This window comes from Shewanella sairae (genome assembly GCF_023283535.1).
Lineage (GTDB): Bacteria > Pseudomonadota > Gammaproteobacteria > Enterobacterales > Shewanellaceae > Shewanella > Shewanella sairae.
Genome location: NZ_JAKILT010000005.1, coordinates 84,548 through 101,154, shown reverse-complemented (window position 1 = coordinate 101,154; position 16,607 = coordinate 84,548). Strand labels below are relative to the sequence as shown.

Annotated in this window: 12 protein-coding genes and 1 riboswitch; of the genes, 10 read left to right on the top strand and 2 right to left on the bottom strand. The window is 42.1% G+C overall.

Annotated elements, in window-relative coordinates; genetic code table 11:
- Positions 1–147 precede the first annotated feature (147 nt).
- A riboswitch (cyclic di-GMP riboswitch) is annotated at positions 148–230 on the top strand.
- Between the two features lie 70 nt (positions 231–300).
- From L2748_RS24405 to L2748_RS24605, 7 genes are all read left to right on the top strand, one after another.
- The gene (locus tag L2748_RS24405; RefSeq protein ID WP_220778919.1) at positions 301–2,481 is read left to right on the top strand and encodes an immunoglobulin-like domain-containing protein; all 2,181 of its coding nucleotides are present in this window, start codon (positions 301–303) and stop codon (positions 2,479–2,481) included.
- 250 nt (positions 2,482–2,731) lie between these two features.
- A complete protein-coding gene (locus L2748_RS03440) occupies positions 2,732–3,922 on the top strand; it encodes a pyridoxal phosphate-dependent aminotransferase (RefSeq protein WP_246616073.1) in 1,191 nt (396 codons plus the stop codon).
- 144 nt (positions 3,923–4,066) lie between these two features.
- Positions 4,067–5,164, top strand: a complete 1,098-nt coding sequence (locus L2748_RS03435) for a cysteine synthase A (protein ID WP_220778921.1) — start codon at positions 4,067–4,069, stop codon at positions 5,162–5,164.
- Positions 5,165–5,383: 219 nt separating this feature from the next.
- Positions 5,384–6,268: an AraC family transcriptional regulator gene (locus L2748_RS03430; RefSeq protein ID WP_220778922.1), complete on the top strand. Its 885-nt coding sequence runs from the start codon at positions 5,384–5,386 to the stop codon at positions 6,266–6,268.
- Between the two features lie 377 nt (positions 6,269–6,645).
- Positions 6,646–8,208 carry an Ig-like domain-containing protein gene (locus L2748_RS03425; RefSeq protein WP_220778924.1) on the top strand — a complete coding sequence of 521 codons (1,563 nt, stop codon included), beginning with the start codon at positions 6,646–6,648 and terminating at the stop codon, positions 8,206–8,208.
- A 530-nt stretch (positions 8,209–8,738) separates the two neighbouring features.
- Positions 8,739–9,659: a transporter substrate-binding domain-containing protein gene (locus L2748_RS03420; protein WP_246616074.1), complete on the top strand. Its 921-nt coding sequence runs from the start codon at positions 8,739–8,741 to the stop codon at positions 9,657–9,659.
- 912 nt (positions 9,660–10,571) lie between these two features.
- Entirely contained in the window at positions 10,572–12,029 is a 1,458-nt protein-coding gene (locus L2748_RS24605) for a putative bifunctional diguanylate cyclase/phosphodiesterase (protein WP_373317173.1), read from the top strand.
- A gap of 84 nt (positions 12,030–12,113) precedes the next feature.
- Here L2748_RS24605 and L2748_RS03410 read toward each other — a convergent pair whose 3' ends face one another.
- Complete coding sequence (locus tag L2748_RS03410) at positions 12,114–13,499, bottom strand: aminotransferase class V-fold PLP-dependent enzyme (RefSeq protein ID WP_220778928.1); 1,386 nt, start codon at positions 13,497–13,499, stop codon at positions 12,114–12,116.
- Between the two features lie 518 nt (positions 13,500–14,017).
- Between L2748_RS03410 and L2748_RS03405 the strand changes: the two genes are divergently transcribed.
- Positions 14,018–14,512, top strand: a complete 495-nt coding sequence (locus tag L2748_RS03405; protein ID WP_220778929.1) for a peptidylprolyl isomerase — start codon at positions 14,018–14,020, stop codon at positions 14,510–14,512.
- A gap of 92 nt (positions 14,513–14,604) precedes the next feature.
- On the opposite strand, the gene L2748_RS03400 is transcribed toward L2748_RS03405, so the two are convergent.
- The gene (locus L2748_RS03400) at positions 14,605–15,282 is read right to left on the bottom strand and encodes a YoaK family protein (protein ID WP_220778931.1); all 678 of its coding nucleotides are present in this window, start codon (positions 15,280–15,282) and stop codon (positions 14,605–14,607) included.
- Positions 15,283–15,751: 469 nt separating this feature from the next.
- Here L2748_RS03400 and L2748_RS03395 point away from each other — a divergent pair, with 469 nt between their 5' ends.
- Entirely contained in the window at positions 15,752–16,048 is a 297-nt protein-coding gene (locus L2748_RS03395; protein ID WP_220778933.1) for a DUF134 domain-containing protein, read from the top strand.
- The gene (locus L2748_RS03390; protein ID WP_220778934.1) at positions 16,045–16,557 is read left to right on the top strand and encodes a NifB/NifX family molybdenum-iron cluster-binding protein; all 513 of its coding nucleotides are present in this window, start codon (positions 16,045–16,047) and stop codon (positions 16,555–16,557) included. Before L2748_RS03395 ends, L2748_RS03390 begins: the two co-directional genes overlap by 4 nt.
- Positions 16,558–16,607: the final 50 nt, after the last annotated feature.

Here is a 16,607-nt window from a genome sequence, read left to right as displayed (position 1 = left end):
TCAATATGTTGGTTGTCAATATTTTGTCTTTGATGGTTTTGTGTTTTTTATATTTATAAGTTGGTGATTAATCGATATATTTCGATTTACAATATTAGGATTGTAGATAATAATCCGCAAGATCTTACAAGTTGCACTATGTGCACTTGATGATAAAGGCAAAGCCTGTGAAAGCAGGTGACGCAAAGCATCCAGTCTAAGGGGCAACCTATGGCAGTGGCGCTACCACAAGTGACACAGACTGCAGCCTCTGCATGCCTGTTTGTTGCTTTTCGATATCTAATGAAAAGGGATAAATACATGAAATCAATAAAAATAAACCTATTAGGTGCCAGTGTTGCGTTAGCTATGGGCGCGTTATCTACTCCAACTATGGCTAACGGTAGCGATATGGTTAATCCACAAGCGGGTGTTGTTGTGGGCTATTGGCATAACTGGTGTGCGGGTGGTGGTTACAAAGGTGGCGTAGCGCCATGTGTGACATTAGCAGAAGTCGATCCGCAATATAACGTTGTTGATGTGTCATTTATGAAGGTTTATGGCGCTGTAGGCACAATTCCTACCTTTAAATTAGATCCTGCAGTGGGCTTGTCGGAAGCGCAGTTTATTGAGCAAATCAGTGAGCTAAACCGTCAAGGACGTTCTGTATTAATCGCATTGGGCGGCGCAGATGCGCACATTGAGCTGCGTAATGGTCAAGAGCAAGCATTGGCTGATGAAATCATTCGTTTAGTCGAAATATATGGCTTTGATGGTTTGGATATCGACCTTGAGCAAGCGGCTGTTACCGCTGCAGACAATCAAACTGTTATTCCTGCTGCGCTGCGTATCGTTAAGGATTACTACCGTGAGCAAGGTAAAAACTTCTTGATCACTATGGCACCAGAATTCCCATACCTAACAACCGGTGGCAAGTACGTGCCTTATATCACGGCACTAGAAGGTTACTACGATTGGATTAACCCACAGTTTTATAACCAAGGCGGTGACGGTATTTATATCGAAGGCCTAGGTTGGATTGCCCAAAACAACGATAACTTAAAGCAAGAGTTTATTTATCATATCGCTGACGCGCTAGCGAACGGCAACAATGGTTTTACCAAAATCCCGCATGACAAACTTGTGTTTGGTATTCCTACTAACATCGATGCCGCAGCAACGGGCTATGTTAAAGATCCACAAAAACTGTACGCGGCTTTTGAACAACTAAAAGCACAAGGTCAGCCACTACGTGGTGTGATGACTTGGTCAGTTAACTGGGATATGGGGCAAAACTCAGCGGGTCAGGCTTACAATGAGTCATTCATTAAGGCATACGGTCCGTTTATTCATGGCCAAGATATTTTGCCGCCAGAGCCTGATAACGGTAAACCCATTTTTAGTGGGATCAGTAATACTCGGGTTAAGTTAGGCGGTGAATTTAACTCACTAGCTGGCGTAACCGCCAATGATATGGAAGATGGTGACTTAACATCGTCAATTGAAGTTGAAGGTAACGTAAACACTGACGCTCTGGGTTTGTATCCACTAACCTACCGCGTGTCTGATAGCGATGATAATCTGACTGAACAAGTGCGTAGTGTTGAAGTGTATAACACCAAGCCAGAAATCAAAGGCGTAACTAACGCCAGTGTATTCGTTGGTAGTGAGTTTTACCCTATGGCAGGTGTTAGCGCACTTGATGCCGAAGATGGTGACTTAACTGACCATATCGTTATTGAAGGTGATGTTGATACAGATACATTAGGTCAGTATTCACTCACTTACCGGGTAACAGACAGTGCGGGGCAGCAAACCGTTGCATTGCGTAAAGTTACTGTTAAAGAGCAAGGCGCTGTGTGTGAAAACGCATGGGATAAAACCACTGTTTATCTAGGCGGAGAGACAGTAAGCCATGGCGGAAAAAGTTGGTTAGCTGGCTGGTGGACTCAAGGTGATGAGCCTGGTACTACTGGCGAGTGGGGCGTTTGGAAAGCACAAGGCGATAGCGACTGTGACGGTGGCTTGCCACCAGTGGTTAAACCTACTCTTGATGTAACAGGTATTGCACCACGTTATGTGCTTGATCAAGGTAGTGTCACTATCGAGTTTAGCGCTAGCGTTAACCAAACTATGGTGATTAAAGCTAGCTTAGTGCAAGGCAATAACGTATTTGCGAGCACTGAAGTTAATAGCGCAAACACGGCAGCTATGGCTCTGACTGCGACAGATTTAGTCGCGGGTAGCTATGAAGTCGTGGTTAGCGCACCAGAGCAAGAGCTAACTCGCCGTACTAGCGTGAGCTTAGTTGAAGAAGATGAAGGTGGTGACTACCCAGCTTACGCTGCAGGCACTCAGTACCAAGCTGGTGATGTTGTGACTAACGCCGGTGGTGTTTATGAGTGTCTACCATGGCCAAACAGCGGCTGGTGTAGCGGTTCAGCAAGTCATTATGCTCCAGGTGTGGGCAGCGCTTGGGCAGATGCCTGGTTCGCTCGTTAATGTTCTTAATACATTAAGCTAATCGGCTAACCTTATATCGATAAGCTTTAAAGCCCTATCAATTTGATAGGGCTTTTTTGTATCAGTTGTCTGATGTTTGATCTCAATTGCCTCTAGGCTAATTTATGCTTTATTTATATACGCTTACGGCTATATTTAAATGTGATCTAGTTAGCAAATCAGCTTTGAAACACTAGCGATAGTGAGCAATTAATATGAATATCTATTCATATTAATTCAATAACTATAAATGAATATGCAATCAAATTCTGTTGAGTCAAACTCTTTCAAGTTAAGCCGTCGTCAATTTCTTTATGCTGGTGCGGCTGCATCGAGTTTAGCCACTCTAGGTTGTAGCTCAAACTCGTTGTCTACAGCCTCTACGACGGCGAGCCCTTTAGCATCGCTCGCTAATAATCCTGCAGAGGCGATACCGCTTAACTTTAATGAAAATCCACTTGGATTAGCACCTAAAGCACAGCAAGCGGTGCTTGATGCACTACCTAACGCTTGGCGTTATCCCGATGCGGCACGTAGCGATTTGATGGGGGCTATTGCGGCAAACTTATCGGTTGCGGAGTCACAGCTTATCTACGGTAATGGTTCATCAGAAGTGCTAAAAATGGCATTAGATGCACTAGTGCAAACCAATACCCAGTTAGTGATGCCAGATCCTAGCTATGGTGTGATTATTGATTACGCTATGGCACGTGGTGTACCTGTGGTGAAGGTAAAGCTTGATGGCAATTGGCAAACTGATCTTGGCGCGATGAAAGCCAAAGTCGCAGCCCATAATGGTCCGTCAATCGTGTATCTGTGCAATCCGAATAATCCAACTGGAGTGTTATTGCCGCAAAGCCAACTCAATCAGTGGTTAGATCAAGCATCGAGCCAATTAAGCTTTATTGTTGATGAAGCGTACGTGGAATATGTGGCACAAGCTGGCTTTGTGTCAGCAGTTGCGAGAGTTAAGCAAGGGCAAAAGCATATTGTGGTGTGTCGTACTTTCTCAAAAATCTATGCTCTAGCGGGTTTACGTGTGGGTTATGGTGTGGCGCATGCTGAGTTAATCAAACAGATGCAGGCGCAAGCGAGTATTGATAACGCTAATTTAATTGGTTGTGTGGCGGCTAAAGCTAGTCTTGAAAGTCAGCAATGGCTGGAGTTGAGTCTTAAGTCAAATAGCCAAGCTAAAGAGTTAGTTTATAAGCAGCTCGAAGCGCTAGGTTTAGATTATCTACCAAGTGAAACAAACTTTATCTTCCATAAAGTTAATGGCGACAGCGAGCTGTATATGCAGCGTATGGGCAAGGCAGGGATCTTAGTTGGCCGTCCATTTAATCACGGCGAGGGTTGGAACCGTCTCTCAATCGGCACGCCTGCACAAATGCAGTATTTTTGTAAGACTTTAGCCAAGTTTAGAGAGCTTGGCTGGGTGTAAAGGAATATTAAAAATTGCATCCCATTAGTTAGACTCGCTTATGGGCTTGCTTCACTCTTGCCGAGGCTTGGCTTTAGTGTTTTCTGTGGCTACTATTGTAGAAATTAATATTGTAAAAATTAAGACCATAAAGAGTCCATTCCTATGCCTACTGTAACTAAATCCAATCCTAGCGTTCCAACAAGCCCACCGGTTATTTCTAATCATGTTACCGATCTTATTGGCAATACCGATCTGCTTAAGATCAATAGTTTAAGTGAGATTAGTGGCTGTGAGATCTTACTTAAGTGTGAGCAGCAAAATCCTGGCGGTTCGATTAAAGATCGCGCGGCGCTGCAGATGGTACAAGATGCGATCGCCAGTGGTAAATTAACAGCGGGAATGACAATAGTTGAAGGGACGGCTGGCAACACGGGCATAGGTTTAGTCTTAGTGGCTAAAGCATTAGGTTTTAAGATGCTAGTGGTGATGCCAAGAGGTCAAGCTATTGAAAAAGAGCAGATGATCTCCCTTTATGGTGCTGAGCTTAAATTGGTTGATGCTTGTCCTTTTGCTAATCCGGATCATTTTTATCACACTGCTAAACGTTTAGGCGCGACGAATGAGGACTATTGGTGGGCAGATCAGTTTGAGAACACCAGTAACTTTAACGCCCACTATCTTAATACCGGCCCTGAGATCTGGCAGCAGACTCAAGGGAGAATCGATGCTCTGGTCTCTGTCGCGGGTACAGGTGGCACCATTGCAGGGAATTCACGTTATTTGTCAGAACAAAATCCGCAATTACAAACTTGGGTCGTTGATCCCGATGGCTCTGGGATCTATTCCTATTTAAAAACCGGTCAGTACAGCGCCTCAGGGAACTCGTTTACTGAGGGGATCGGAATTATGCGTTTAGTGGAAAACTTTAATCAGGCGAAGATCGATAAAGCGATCACCTTGCCGGATGTTGATTTGGTGGCTATTGCCCGCCATGTTAAAGAGCACGATGGCATAGTACTTGGCAGCAGCGCCGCGTTAAATGTGGCTGGCGCACTCTATGCCGCAGCTAAAATGGGCCAAGGCAAAAGGATTGTGACTTTTTATTGCGATCAGCCTGAGCGATCCTCGTCAAAGCTCTACAGTGAATCCTTTTTACAAGACAAAGGCTTTAGTCGTGAGAGTGAGTCTATTGAAGCCATGTTTAATCGTTATCAACAGCAGTCGCCGGCAGAGGTTGTTGCTGTAAAAGCCAAAGACTGAATGTTGTGGCTTAAGTGATGAGGAATTGGTTTTTTATATGAAAGCTTAATACGCAACGCATTTTTAAACGTGTTATCGGTGGAGTTTGAGAGCTGAGTTTTATTTTTACTGTGACGTTATTGATTATTGGCTTGCGGGGTTAGATAGTTCACTAAAGTAGTTATTAGTGTTTTATTGCCTCGCGAGTCAAGCAGAGGTTAAGTGGCAGGCATAAAATAGATGAACAGTGTTCCAAATGTCGAATATAGAGCCCCAAATATCCATAAGTCGGGTGTAGAAATATTAGATTTAGACCACTTTTATAGCAAACTTGGCAAGTGTCGCTTTTGTCCGTCAAAGCCCCACCGAATTAACTATTTTTGCTTTATCTATATTACAGAGGGGCAAGGTGGCCATTTTGTGGATTTTAAATATCATCCATTTAAAAGCGGCAGCTTTATTTTTATTAACAAGCATCAGGTACATGCTTTCGATCTACAAAGTCGTCCTAAAGGTATATTGATTAATATTACCGAAGACTTTTTAAATACTATTTTAACCAATATTCGCATTCCATTCTTTACGCCTACCCATTTGGTCAGTTCGCAGCAGCCGCTGTTGAGCTTGAGTACTAGCCTTGTCGATACTTGTGATAACTTACTATTTGAAATCAACAAGGCTCAGGAAAGTGCTACAGAAAGTCAGTTGTTAGTACAGTTATTATTCTCGTCTTTATTGGTGGCTTTAGCGGCAGAAAGAAAGACAGAAGCTTTGCATTTGAATGAGTCACAAGCTTATCGGTTTCAACAGTTTTTGCTGTTGATTGAAAGTAAAGCTGCGCATACTCGTGAGGCTTCTGAATATGCGCAGATGCTGCATGTTTCTTATAAGTCACTTAATCTGCTTTGTAAGCTGGCAAGTGGGCAAACGGCAAAGCAGCTGATTGATGCCCATGCTATTTTAGAAATCAAACGCCGGCTAATTATCGGTAGCGCGAAAATTCAAGAGATTGCTTATGATTTAGGCTTCGATGACGTGACTTATTTTGTGAAGTTTTTTAAGCGTCATACCCAGCTCACTCCCTCCCAGTTTAAGGAACAAAGCAGGTTAAAAGAACTTTGCTGACTATACATTAGTGCAGCTTGCAGTCTTAGGTTAGGCTTGGTAAAAGCCTTCGAGCTCACATTGTTATTACTCGGTACGAAAATCACCATTTTTGGGTTGATAACTCCATTACTACTCTTGCGTTATTTGACTACTTTCTGCTTTGTAAAATATAGCCTCAATAATGACTAAACCTAACGTGGTTTTTTAAGCATATCAATTCATCTGATGAGCTGCTTTTTTGCACCTTAAATTTAGCGGTGATGAATTTTTATCATTGATTGGGGAAGCAATATTCTAATTAAGATTCTGGCTTATAGAGCAAAAGAATCATGGCCAATAAGTAAGCCAATATACATTTTACATATAAGAAGAATGATGACTTTGCAGGGAATATCATGATGAACAGCGTAAATGTTCCATATAAGAAAATGCTGCTAGCTAGCATGGTGACTTTATTGGTTGCCTGTGGCTCCGACAATGATGAAGTCGTGCCACCACTACCGCCAAGTGATAATAATCCTCCTATTGCTAACCCAACAAGCGTAACAGCCATTGTCGGAACTGCTGTGATGATTGATGCACTTGCCAACGATAGCGATCCAGATGGTGATGCATTAACTCTGAATAAGATTGAGCTTATTGAGGGCAGCGGTGAAGGCGAGATAAAGGACAACCAATTGTTATTCACGCCGACTCAGGTTGGTACAGCTGTGTTTAGTTATACGATTGCTGATCCTGATGGGGCTACTGACAGCGCTACGGTTACCATCGAGGTGAGTGACAGCGTTGAAACCTTGAGCTATGTAGGTAGCCAAACTTGTTTAAGTTGTCATAGCGATAAAGCGAGCTTTTTAGAAACTGGCCACAATTTTAAGTTAAATAAAGTGATTGATGGAGAGCGTCCTGAGTATCCTTTTACAACTCTTGATGGTGGTTTAGAGTTTCTTTTCGGTGCTGAAAACTCTATTGGCACTCCAACCAGTTATGAAGACATTAGTTATATCATTGGCGGGTATACTCGCCGTGCCATGTTTGTTGATAAAAATGGTTTTATTCTTACTGGTACTGGTGTGATGCTAGATATTCCGGGTGAAGGTGAAACATACGGACCAGAATCAGCATTAGGTTTTGGTGCTGGCGGGGGAGTGGATTCACGTGAATTCTCATATTGTGGCCGTTGTCATACGACTGGCTGGAAAGATTACACTGCGGTAGACGGTGATAACCGCAACTTGCATCGCCAGGATGATCTGCCTGGAATGGGCGGTACGTTTAGCCAAACAGGTATTCAATGTGAAAGCTGTCATGGCGCTGGCAGTAAGCATATCCAAACAAGCTCAAAGAATGACATTTCACGTGTGGCAGAAGGACGAAATACGTCAGATTTTCTCCAAGAGGATATGGCTTACGGTTTAGCTGTTGCTTGTGAAGAGTGCCATACCAAAGATGGCGAACGTCCTTATCCAAGTTTCAAAGGTAAATTCAATACTCACTTTGGTGGAGATAGTTTAGGGGGACGTAGCGTAGCGTATGAGCAGGGGGCTCGCTTTGCAGCTGACGCAATATTGGGTATGGACGCAGATACAGGTGAAATCACCGGTAAGAAAGCAGATATGGCTTGTCACACGTGCCATAACCCGCATCAGTCTAAGGTAAATGACGACCAGCCAGGTCATGAAAATGCCATGGTAAAACAGTGTATCGATTGTCATGGCGATAAGGAATTTACTGAATATCTTGAAATGCATAGCTTTGTTGCTAAATGTGAAAGCTGTCATATGCCTAAAGATAAGCATTTCTTTAGAATTAACCTAGACTATGCCGCAGATAGTCCTGAGAACTTCTCGAAAGATGGCAAGTATGTGCAACCTTGGAATACCTCGAAAGACAGTTGTTCAAGCTGCCATGAGCTAGACTATGATGAACGTGCTGCTTGGGCTAAGAAGATGCACAAGTAATTTTTAGCGATCAAATGCAGTCTTAGCCATAAAGCCCCAAACTTGTTTTGGGGCTTTTTATTGCCCATTAATCGCCATTCTCCTTACGTAATACAATATTCTTTCCTAGGCTAATACTGCTGGAAACTACAGGACTTCTATGGTTCTGAGTGCAATATTAGCTAAGGGATTCGTTAGCTTCTCCGTTAGCAACAAATAGCTTGATTGATACGCTGGAGCCTCTCTTTAGCCAGCTTTGCTGACATTTTTTATGGAGTAACTAGCGTATGATTTTTTACTGACACTAGCCACTTTTTTGACAGATGTAAGAACGATTTAACTTGAATAAAACTCTTGATAATTAACAGTTTATGTATTTGTTTTAACGTGCTAATTTGATGTGGAATAACCGCGAGCTAATTAATACTTACACGATTGCTAAAATTGCTATCTAGCTCGCGGACTTTACATTGACGAGTTGTATACTCCACGCTCTAAATTTTGACCTTAGATAGTCGATACGTCATGTGGTTTTTATGATGGAGGTTCAAGTGAAATCAAAGTTTATAACCCGGTTACTGATCATTTTACTTGGCTTTATGTCAGTGACACATGTTATGGCAAGGGACTTAGCCGACATTAAAGAAGAAGGGGTATTACGCCATTTGGGGGTGCCTTATGCCAACTTTGTTTCTCAGTATGAAGAGGGAAATAAGGTTAACCATAGTGGGCTTGATATCGAATTAATGCAGAACTTTGCTAAGTACCTTGGGGTTGAATATGAGTTTGTACCTGCTCAATGGAACTCGGTATTTGGCATGTTAACGGGTCGAAACGGATTATTTGTTGATAACCAAGTGGTGTATGGCGAGCCTGAGCCGATTGTCGGTGATGTGATTGCCAATGGGTTAACCATTCTAGATTGGCGCGGTGAGATGGTCGCTTTTTCAGATGATTACTTCCCCTCAGCCGTTTGGCTTGTGGCTAGAACTGATTCAGAGTTAGCCCCAATTACACCAAGTGGTTTTATTTTTGATGACATTAAGATGGTAAAAGGTTTGCTGAAAGACCGAGATATTTTGGCAATGAAGCAGTCTTGTTTGGACCCAGACCTCTACGATCTTTATGCGACCAAGGCGAATGTCATTTTGCCAAATAAACAATTACAGCTTAATGAAATGGTGCCATTTTTATTAAGCATAGGCGCTGAAGCGACGCTATTAGATGTCGCTGATTCGCTTATTGCGATAGATAAGTGGCCGAATGCGATAAAGATTATTGGACCTATTTCTGAAGAGCAAAGGATGGCGATGGGTTTTCGTAAAGATTCGCCTGAGCTAAGAGAAAGCTTTAATCAGTATTTAAAGATGATCCGCGCAGATGGCAGCTATAACCGCTTAGTTAAGAAGTACTACCCAACCGTTTTCCATTATTACCAGGACTACTTTAATCAGGCTGTCGCTAGACACTAGATACTAGACATTAAACATAACATGAAATATCTAAAGTGGTTTAACAGCAAAACCGTCATCATTATTGCTGGGATTGTATTGAGTGGTTATTTAGTTCTTATTTTAACTGTGGCTAACTTAGGTCAGAGCCGTTTAAAAGAGTCGCAGAATAGTGCGTTAAATCTCAGGGTGAGTAATTACACGGAGAACTTAAGCTTCTTTTTTGATGCGAATGAGAAAAATATTGCCAACCTTAGTCAGGTTCGGGATGTGAACACTTATTTTTCAAATTTAGCCGCGGGAATGTCGTTAAGATATGGCTTAAGTTCAAGTTTGTTTAGTTTAACCAGAACAATAGATGAGTTTTCCCAGTCTAATAAAATGGATGGTCAGCTTATCTACTCTAGAATAACCATTGTAGGCTTAGGTGAAACGGTTATTGTCGATACTCAACCTGACAAGCCTTTTGATGTGAGCCAATTGCCTTTTAAGGAGATGGAAAGTTCGAGTAATAGGATCCATTTAGCTAAAAGCCAAGATGGTTTGCATATCCAACTATTGCAGACTATTTACCATCAAAATGCACCAGTAGCGATTTTGGTTGCCAGCTTAAATAGTGAATTACTGACTAATATGCTTTCAACGCAAGAACATAGCGATACTGGCAGTTGTCTGAAATTGCTTACCCCAAAAGGGGACTTGCTGATATGGAACTCACAAGCGCTCTGTGTTGATAATACTGAGGCTGGAGTCGCAACCGATCTAAATCACTCTTCTAGAATAATCTATTTTAAAAAGAACATATTAGCTACACCCTTTGAATTGGAGAGCTGGTTTGAACCTGTTGGTGAGCAAGATATTTTTACATCGGCTTGGTTTATTGCCGCGATTTCTTTATTAGCGTTGCCAGTGCTCATTGGTTTGTTTTATTTAATGCGGGTTAATAACAAGAACTTGGTACTAAAAACACAAGTTGAGTTGGCCGCAGATCAACAACAAAAGTTGGCAAAGCAAAATAGTCTACTTCATAAAGAGATCTCTAAACGTAGGGCTTCAGAGCAAAAGTTGGCGCATCAAGCCACCCATGATGAACTTACTAACTTGGCGAATCGTACCTACGGTATGGAGCGACTGCAACAAGCAATACGTAATGCACAGGCTAATAATAATCAAGTATTAGTGCTGTTTATTGATATCGATAATTTTAAACAGATTAACGATACCATTGGTCATCATGCTGGTGATGAGCTGCTGAAGCAAACCAGTGAGCGTTTATTAAAATCAGTACGTAGTACCGATATTGTGGCGCGTTTAGGTGGTGATGAGTTTTTGGTAATTGTTCCAGATATTCAGCATCAAGAAGCGGCAAAACTGGTGGCAACCAGTATTTTGTCAGTATTTGAGAAACCATTTAATATTGAGCAGCAAGAATTTTTTGTTTCAACCAGTATTGGTATGTCTACGTACCCTAAAGACGGCCATAACGCGACAACCTTACTTAAACTGGCTGACACCGCTTTATATCGCGTAAAAGATATGGGGCGTAACGGCTTTAGTTTTTATGACACCAGTATGAATTTTGATGTTGAACGTAATTTAGCACTGAATGTTCGTTTGCATCAGGCTGTTTTACAGAATGATATTGAAGTTTATTACCAGCCTATTCTAGATCTTAATAGTCGTAAAATTGTTGCAGCTGAAGCACTGGTGCGTTGGACTGATAGTGAGTTAGGTTTTGTATCGCCAGCAGATTTTATTCCTATGGCTGAAAAGAATGGTTTGATTCATCGTCTTGGCGATATGGTGTTATTAGAAGCCTGTACACAGGCATCAGCTTGGCAGGCTATTAGCCCTATCAAAATTGCAATTAACTTTTCTAGTGTGCAGTTTAGGTATTGCGAGCAGCTCCAGGCTCGCATTATTGCCGTGTTAGTTGCAACAGGTTTGCCTGCGTCTCAACTTGATATGGAAGTGACTGAAAGTTTGTTAATCGATCAAGGGCGAAGCTTAATGAAAATGCTGTCTTACTTGAAGCAGCTAGGAATTGGCTTGTCGATTGATGATTTTGGTACAGGTTATTCAGCATTAAGTTACTTACAGCGATTTTCGTTTACTAAACTTAAAATTGATCGTGCTTTTATTAATAAAATGACTACCAGTTCATCTGATGAATCGCTAGTGTCGGCCATTTTAGCCATGGCAAAGTCGCTTAAGCTGAAAGTGGTTGCAGAAGGGATTGAAGATGAGCAGCAAGCCAGCTTCTTGCAGCAACATAATTGTGAATTTGGCCAAGGATACTTATTTAGTCGTCCAATCCCAGCAGCCGAGTTTACTCAGTTGTTATTAGATGAACAGCGCAGAGAGTCTGTTGAGCTAAAGCAACCAGCCTAAGTGGTTTATCACTCTACTTACTGCAAAACGAAATGGCCACACTTGGAATTGTGTGGCCATTTTTTATGGGCTTGGTGAGAATGATTACTTCATCTCACGATAGAGTTGCTTCATTGCTTGAACTAAGCCTTTCACATCGTCTTCGTCATGGAATAAATGAGTTGATACTCGTAGCGAATAGGTCTTAGAGATATCACTTGGATCGATATTGAATGACGTGGTTCTAACTATGTAGCCATATTCTTCATGTAAGCGATCGCGAAACTCTGTCAGCAACTCAATATCATGTACATCTTCAAATGGATTAAAGGTGGTTAAGCCACTTGAAAGTTGACGAACATTTGGTGCGAAGATCATGGCCTCTGGAAACTTCTTAGCCAGTTCACGCTTACATAGTGCGCTTAAGTCAAGAATACGTTCTTCAATAGCATCACGACCGATTTCATCCCATAGAGTACAAGCATCTGCTAGTGCACGTTTTGCAGGGTAGTTATCTTGACCAACAGATTGCAGCCTAGACTGTACTGCCGTGGCTGAAGAAGAGCTATTGATAAACCAAAGTGGTGTTTCTCTATCACTCCAAAACTCATATAAACGGCTGGCATTGTCGCGAACATACAAGAAGCCTGTCGCTCCTGGGCCGCACTGCCATTTATGACCTGCACCAGAGTAGAAGTCACAGTCGATGTCGTGGAAGTCGAGGTTGAACATACCTGGAGTATGAGCGCCGTCGATTAAGGTAATAATACCGTTTGGAATCGCGACCTTTTTACAAATTTTCTTAGCAGGTAATGTTGTACCCGTTGTGTAAGTTACATGTGAGAAAGCGATTAAACGTACACGATTACCATAGAGGTTAACCGCGTCGTTGAATACATTGACAAAATCATCAGCGCAGACTTCATTATCAGGTGTATAAACAGGGAGAGTTAACTCTATGACTTCAGCACCATAACGTTCGGCAACGTGCTTTAACGGCACGGTGATCGCTGGGTGCTCGTGGTTGGTGGTTAAGATGATATCGCCGTATTCAAATTGTAGGCCATTAATAATGGTAGAAACACCGTCAGTAGTGTTGCGTGACAAGACTAATTCGTGTTCGTCAGCACCAAAGCTTGGGGCTATTTGCTTAGCATAATCCAATGTTGGAACGTTGCTGTTCCAAGGATTGATAGATATTTGTTCATTAGCTTTATTATACTGTTTAAGTACTCTTTTGGGCATGCTGCCAGAGGTACCGATATTCATATAAGTGGTGCGCTTGTTTAATACAAACTCTTTGCGCACTTTATTCCAAAAGCCATGATCAGAATGATTACCGTGAAATGCTTCAGTAAACTCGGCATTACCTGCCTGTGCACTGGCTGGTAATAAGCTGACACCGGCAGCTGTGATGGCTAGACCTGTGGTGGTTTTTAGGAAGCGACGACGATCGTTATTTTGTAAACAGCTGTTTTGTTGATTAGTCATGTTTTGCTCTTAAAGGAAGACTATTTTAGTCAAAGTTGTCGTTTTTTTATTTGTTGATAAAAGCGTGTGCTAGATCATATTTTATAAGCTAAACCGGTAACTTAATGTGACTAATACCGCATAAGACTATTTAGGGTTGCGACATAAAAACTTTAAAATCAATAGCTAAGGCAAAATTTTGACGTTTATTGTTATGATTTAGTGTTTTTGTATTTAGATTGCAGTATTTGAGCGTTGTTTTTGGTTTTTAATGGCATTGATAGCGGCTAAAAATCAAAAATACTGCTTAATACTGCTTAATACTGCTTAATACTGCTTAATACTGCTTAATACAGCTTAATACTGCTTAATACAGCGATATATCGAGATTTTGATAAACTAAGCTAATTAATTGAAGCGATGACAATGTGTACGCTGACCCAGTGACATACTAGAATTAGCCACAGGCTTTAATTTTTGCAGTCAACGAACGCTAAAGGTGATACCTTCGCGCTAATTTTTGATAAGGGGTTACCTCCATGATTATATTTACCACTAACTTAGGCGATATTGAGATCACGCTGGATTTTGATAAAGCGCCTGTCAGCGCTAAAAACTTTCTGAAATATTGCCAAGATGGTTTTTTCGAAGGCACGATTTTTCATCGCGTAATTAAAGGGTTTATGATCCAAGGCGGTGGTTTTACTGCTGAGATGGAAGAGAAACCGACTCGTGCCGCTATCGTTAACGAAGCTAACCGTGGTCTTAAGAATGTGCGTGGTAGCATCGCTATGGCGCGCACCGATGCGCCGCATTCTGCGACGGGTCAGTTCTTTATCAACTTAGCGGATAATAGCTTTTTGGATCACACTGCTACCACTAATGCTGGCTGGGGTTATGCTGTGTTTGGTCAAGTGACCAGTGGTATGGATGTGGTCACAAAAATTGGCCGCGCTAAAACAACTTCTAAAGGCGATCATGATGATGTGCCAAGAGAAGTTATAGTGGTAGAAAAAGTGACGATTAACCAGTAATGGTTTTAAGTAAAGTAAAAGCGCCGTTAGGCGCTTTTTTGTATTTGTTGTACCGGGCTGAGTCATTGATATAGAACTCTGGAATATAGCCTTTACTCGCTTAGTTTTTTTGTTCTTGTCGTTATTTTAAATAGTCGATAACTCATGGCTAACGCAATACAAATTGCAGCGGGTGCCAATAGGGCAAAAAATTGCAACTTACTGAAAAGCAGGGCACCTAATGTGCCGCCAGAAATAAAACCTGCAATGATAAGCATAAATAGAATCGCTTTACGTTTATCGAATTTCTCGCCTTTAAAAGTGCCCCCGAGCATGATGCCTAAGTCTGTAAATATGCCTGTTACATGGGTCGTCCGGACGATCGCGCCACTATAGGTGGTCGCGAGCGCGTTTTGCAATCCACAGGCGGCAGATGCCATATAGTGCCCATAGTAAGTGCCATCCTGCAGTAGATAAATAGCAATCAGCAGAAAGCCAGCCTCGATAAGTAACAGGGTGTCATAATGGCGGCCGAGCTTGACGCTGCTACCCGATAAAAAAGCCCCTGATAGAGTAGCGCCAAACACAAAGCTAATTAAAATTCCCAGTAAATGAAACAATACAGTTGGCGATGAACTGAGTAACTGGGTACCCACTAACGTTGCCGTGCCTGATAGGTGAGAAACAGACTGGTGCTCAAATCCTAGTAAGCCAATCGCGTTAACGTTGCCTGCAGTAAAAGCGAGAATGAAAGCGCCATACTCAACCCATTTTGGTAGTTTAGAGATCACTGAAATGCCTTAGTTGCAGCCAATAGATAGCCTTACTTACAAGTATAAAGTACGTCGCTAATAGAGCGATGGAGCCATAGGTAATATTGATGTTAACACCTTATGCGGTAAGCGTTCGGGTTAAGGTGCATATTTTGCCTTTGTTCAACATACTAAACTGCCGTTTTGATCGCAAAAGTCTGGGATGTTTGTCGTTATTTAGGCTGAGAAATAAGTTGAATTACCGCTTGCGGAGCCAGCTTGGCAATTGGACGTCACGGCTCTTATGTAGCGGGTGATTATTTAGGCTTGATGAATGTTTTTGAGTGTGATTACTCTCTCTGTTTGCTGTAACAACATATTTAATAATGTGAGTTATTGGCGTACGCCAGTAATGATAATTGCAGCTATTTGCTGCATGAACAGATAAAAGCGCAATTTATTGAGCACTTCGAGTTTATTTTAACAGCATTATCAGGGGGCAGAACGTATGTCTAGACCTAAAAAATCCCGTCATCTATCGAGCTGCGTCCCTTGTAGTTTATTTAAACCTAATGGGATCCCATCAACTGAGCTTGAGAAAATTCAGTTAGAAGCTGATGAGTTTGAAGCGTTAAATTTGGGTGACGTGCTGAAAATGAGTCAACTAGACGCGGCTGCGTCAATGGGGATCTCTAGGCAAACATTTGGTTATTTATTAGCGAGTGCACGTAAGAAAGTTGCTACAGCAGTGACTCAAGGTAAGGCGCTTATACTCCCCCAGAACATGAAGAAGGATTTACCATGATTATTGCAATTCCCATGAGCCGAGACCGATTAGCGACTCACTTCACCAAGGCGCCTGAAATCGCTTTTTATGATGAACATCAGCAGTTAATTACTCGCGTTGCGAATCCCGCTCAGGATGGCGGTTGTAGTGCTAAAAAGGCGATGTTAAACCTAATCACCGATCATAAGGCCGATATCGTAATCGTGCAGTTTATCGGAGAGCGCATGCTAGGTAAGTTACTTGATGCAGGAGTCAGCGTGAGTCAGGCTGATAACTCGTTAAGTATTGATGAGTTGATGAAAAATGCACAAGATTTAAGCTGCCGTTTAGTGGATGCTAGCCAAGGGCGAAGATCGATTAATCATGAAAAAAAAGGCGGCTGTTGTGGTGGTGCCAGTGGTGGCTGTGGATGTGGTGGCAAAAAAACAGCGTCGAGTATACTCGAGCCAAGGTTGCTACATGTGCCTCAGCAAGCACTATCGAGCGATGCGCCTATACAATATGCTGGATTTAGAAGCCTTAAGTAAACATCTCGCTTGAGTACCCAAGAGTCGGGGCTTTACATTTTTTGCCAAAT

What these genes read in the sequence shown, in the direction of transcription:
- L2748_RS24405 (WP_220778919.1), top strand. Translation starts at nt 301, where the DNA reads ATGAAATCAATAAAAATAAACCTATTAGGTGCCAGTGTTGCGTTAGCT.
- L2748_RS03440 (WP_246616073.1), top strand. Translation starts at nt 2,732, where the DNA reads ATGAATATGCAATCAAATTCTGTTGAGTCAAACTCTTTCAAGTTAAGC.
- L2748_RS03435 (WP_220778921.1), top strand. Translation starts at nt 4,067, where the DNA reads ATGCCTACTGTAACTAAATCCAATCCTAGCGTTCCAACAAGCCCACCG.
- L2748_RS03430 (WP_220778922.1), top strand. Translation starts at nt 5,384, where the DNA reads ATGAACAGTGTTCCAAATGTCGAATATAGAGCCCCAAATATCCATAAG.
- L2748_RS03425 (WP_220778924.1), top strand. Translation starts at nt 6,646, where the DNA reads ATGATGAACAGCGTAAATGTTCCATATAAGAAAATGCTGCTAGCTAGC.
- L2748_RS24605 (WP_373317173.1), top strand. Translation starts at nt 10,572, where the DNA reads ATGCGGGTTAATAACAAGAACTTGGTACTAAAAACACAAGTTGAGTTG.
- L2748_RS03410 (WP_220778928.1), bottom strand. Translation starts at nt 13,499, where the DNA reads ATGACTAATCAACAAAACAGCTGTTTACAAAATAACGATCGTCGTCGC.
- L2748_RS03405 (WP_220778929.1), top strand. Translation starts at nt 14,018, where the DNA reads ATGATTATATTTACCACTAACTTAGGCGATATTGAGATCACGCTGGAT.
- L2748_RS03395 (WP_220778933.1), top strand. Translation starts at nt 15,752, where the DNA reads ATGTCTAGACCTAAAAAATCCCGTCATCTATCGAGCTGCGTCCCTTGT.
- L2748_RS03390 (WP_220778934.1), top strand. Translation starts at nt 16,045, where the DNA reads ATGATTATTGCAATTCCCATGAGCCGAGACCGATTAGCGACTCACTTC.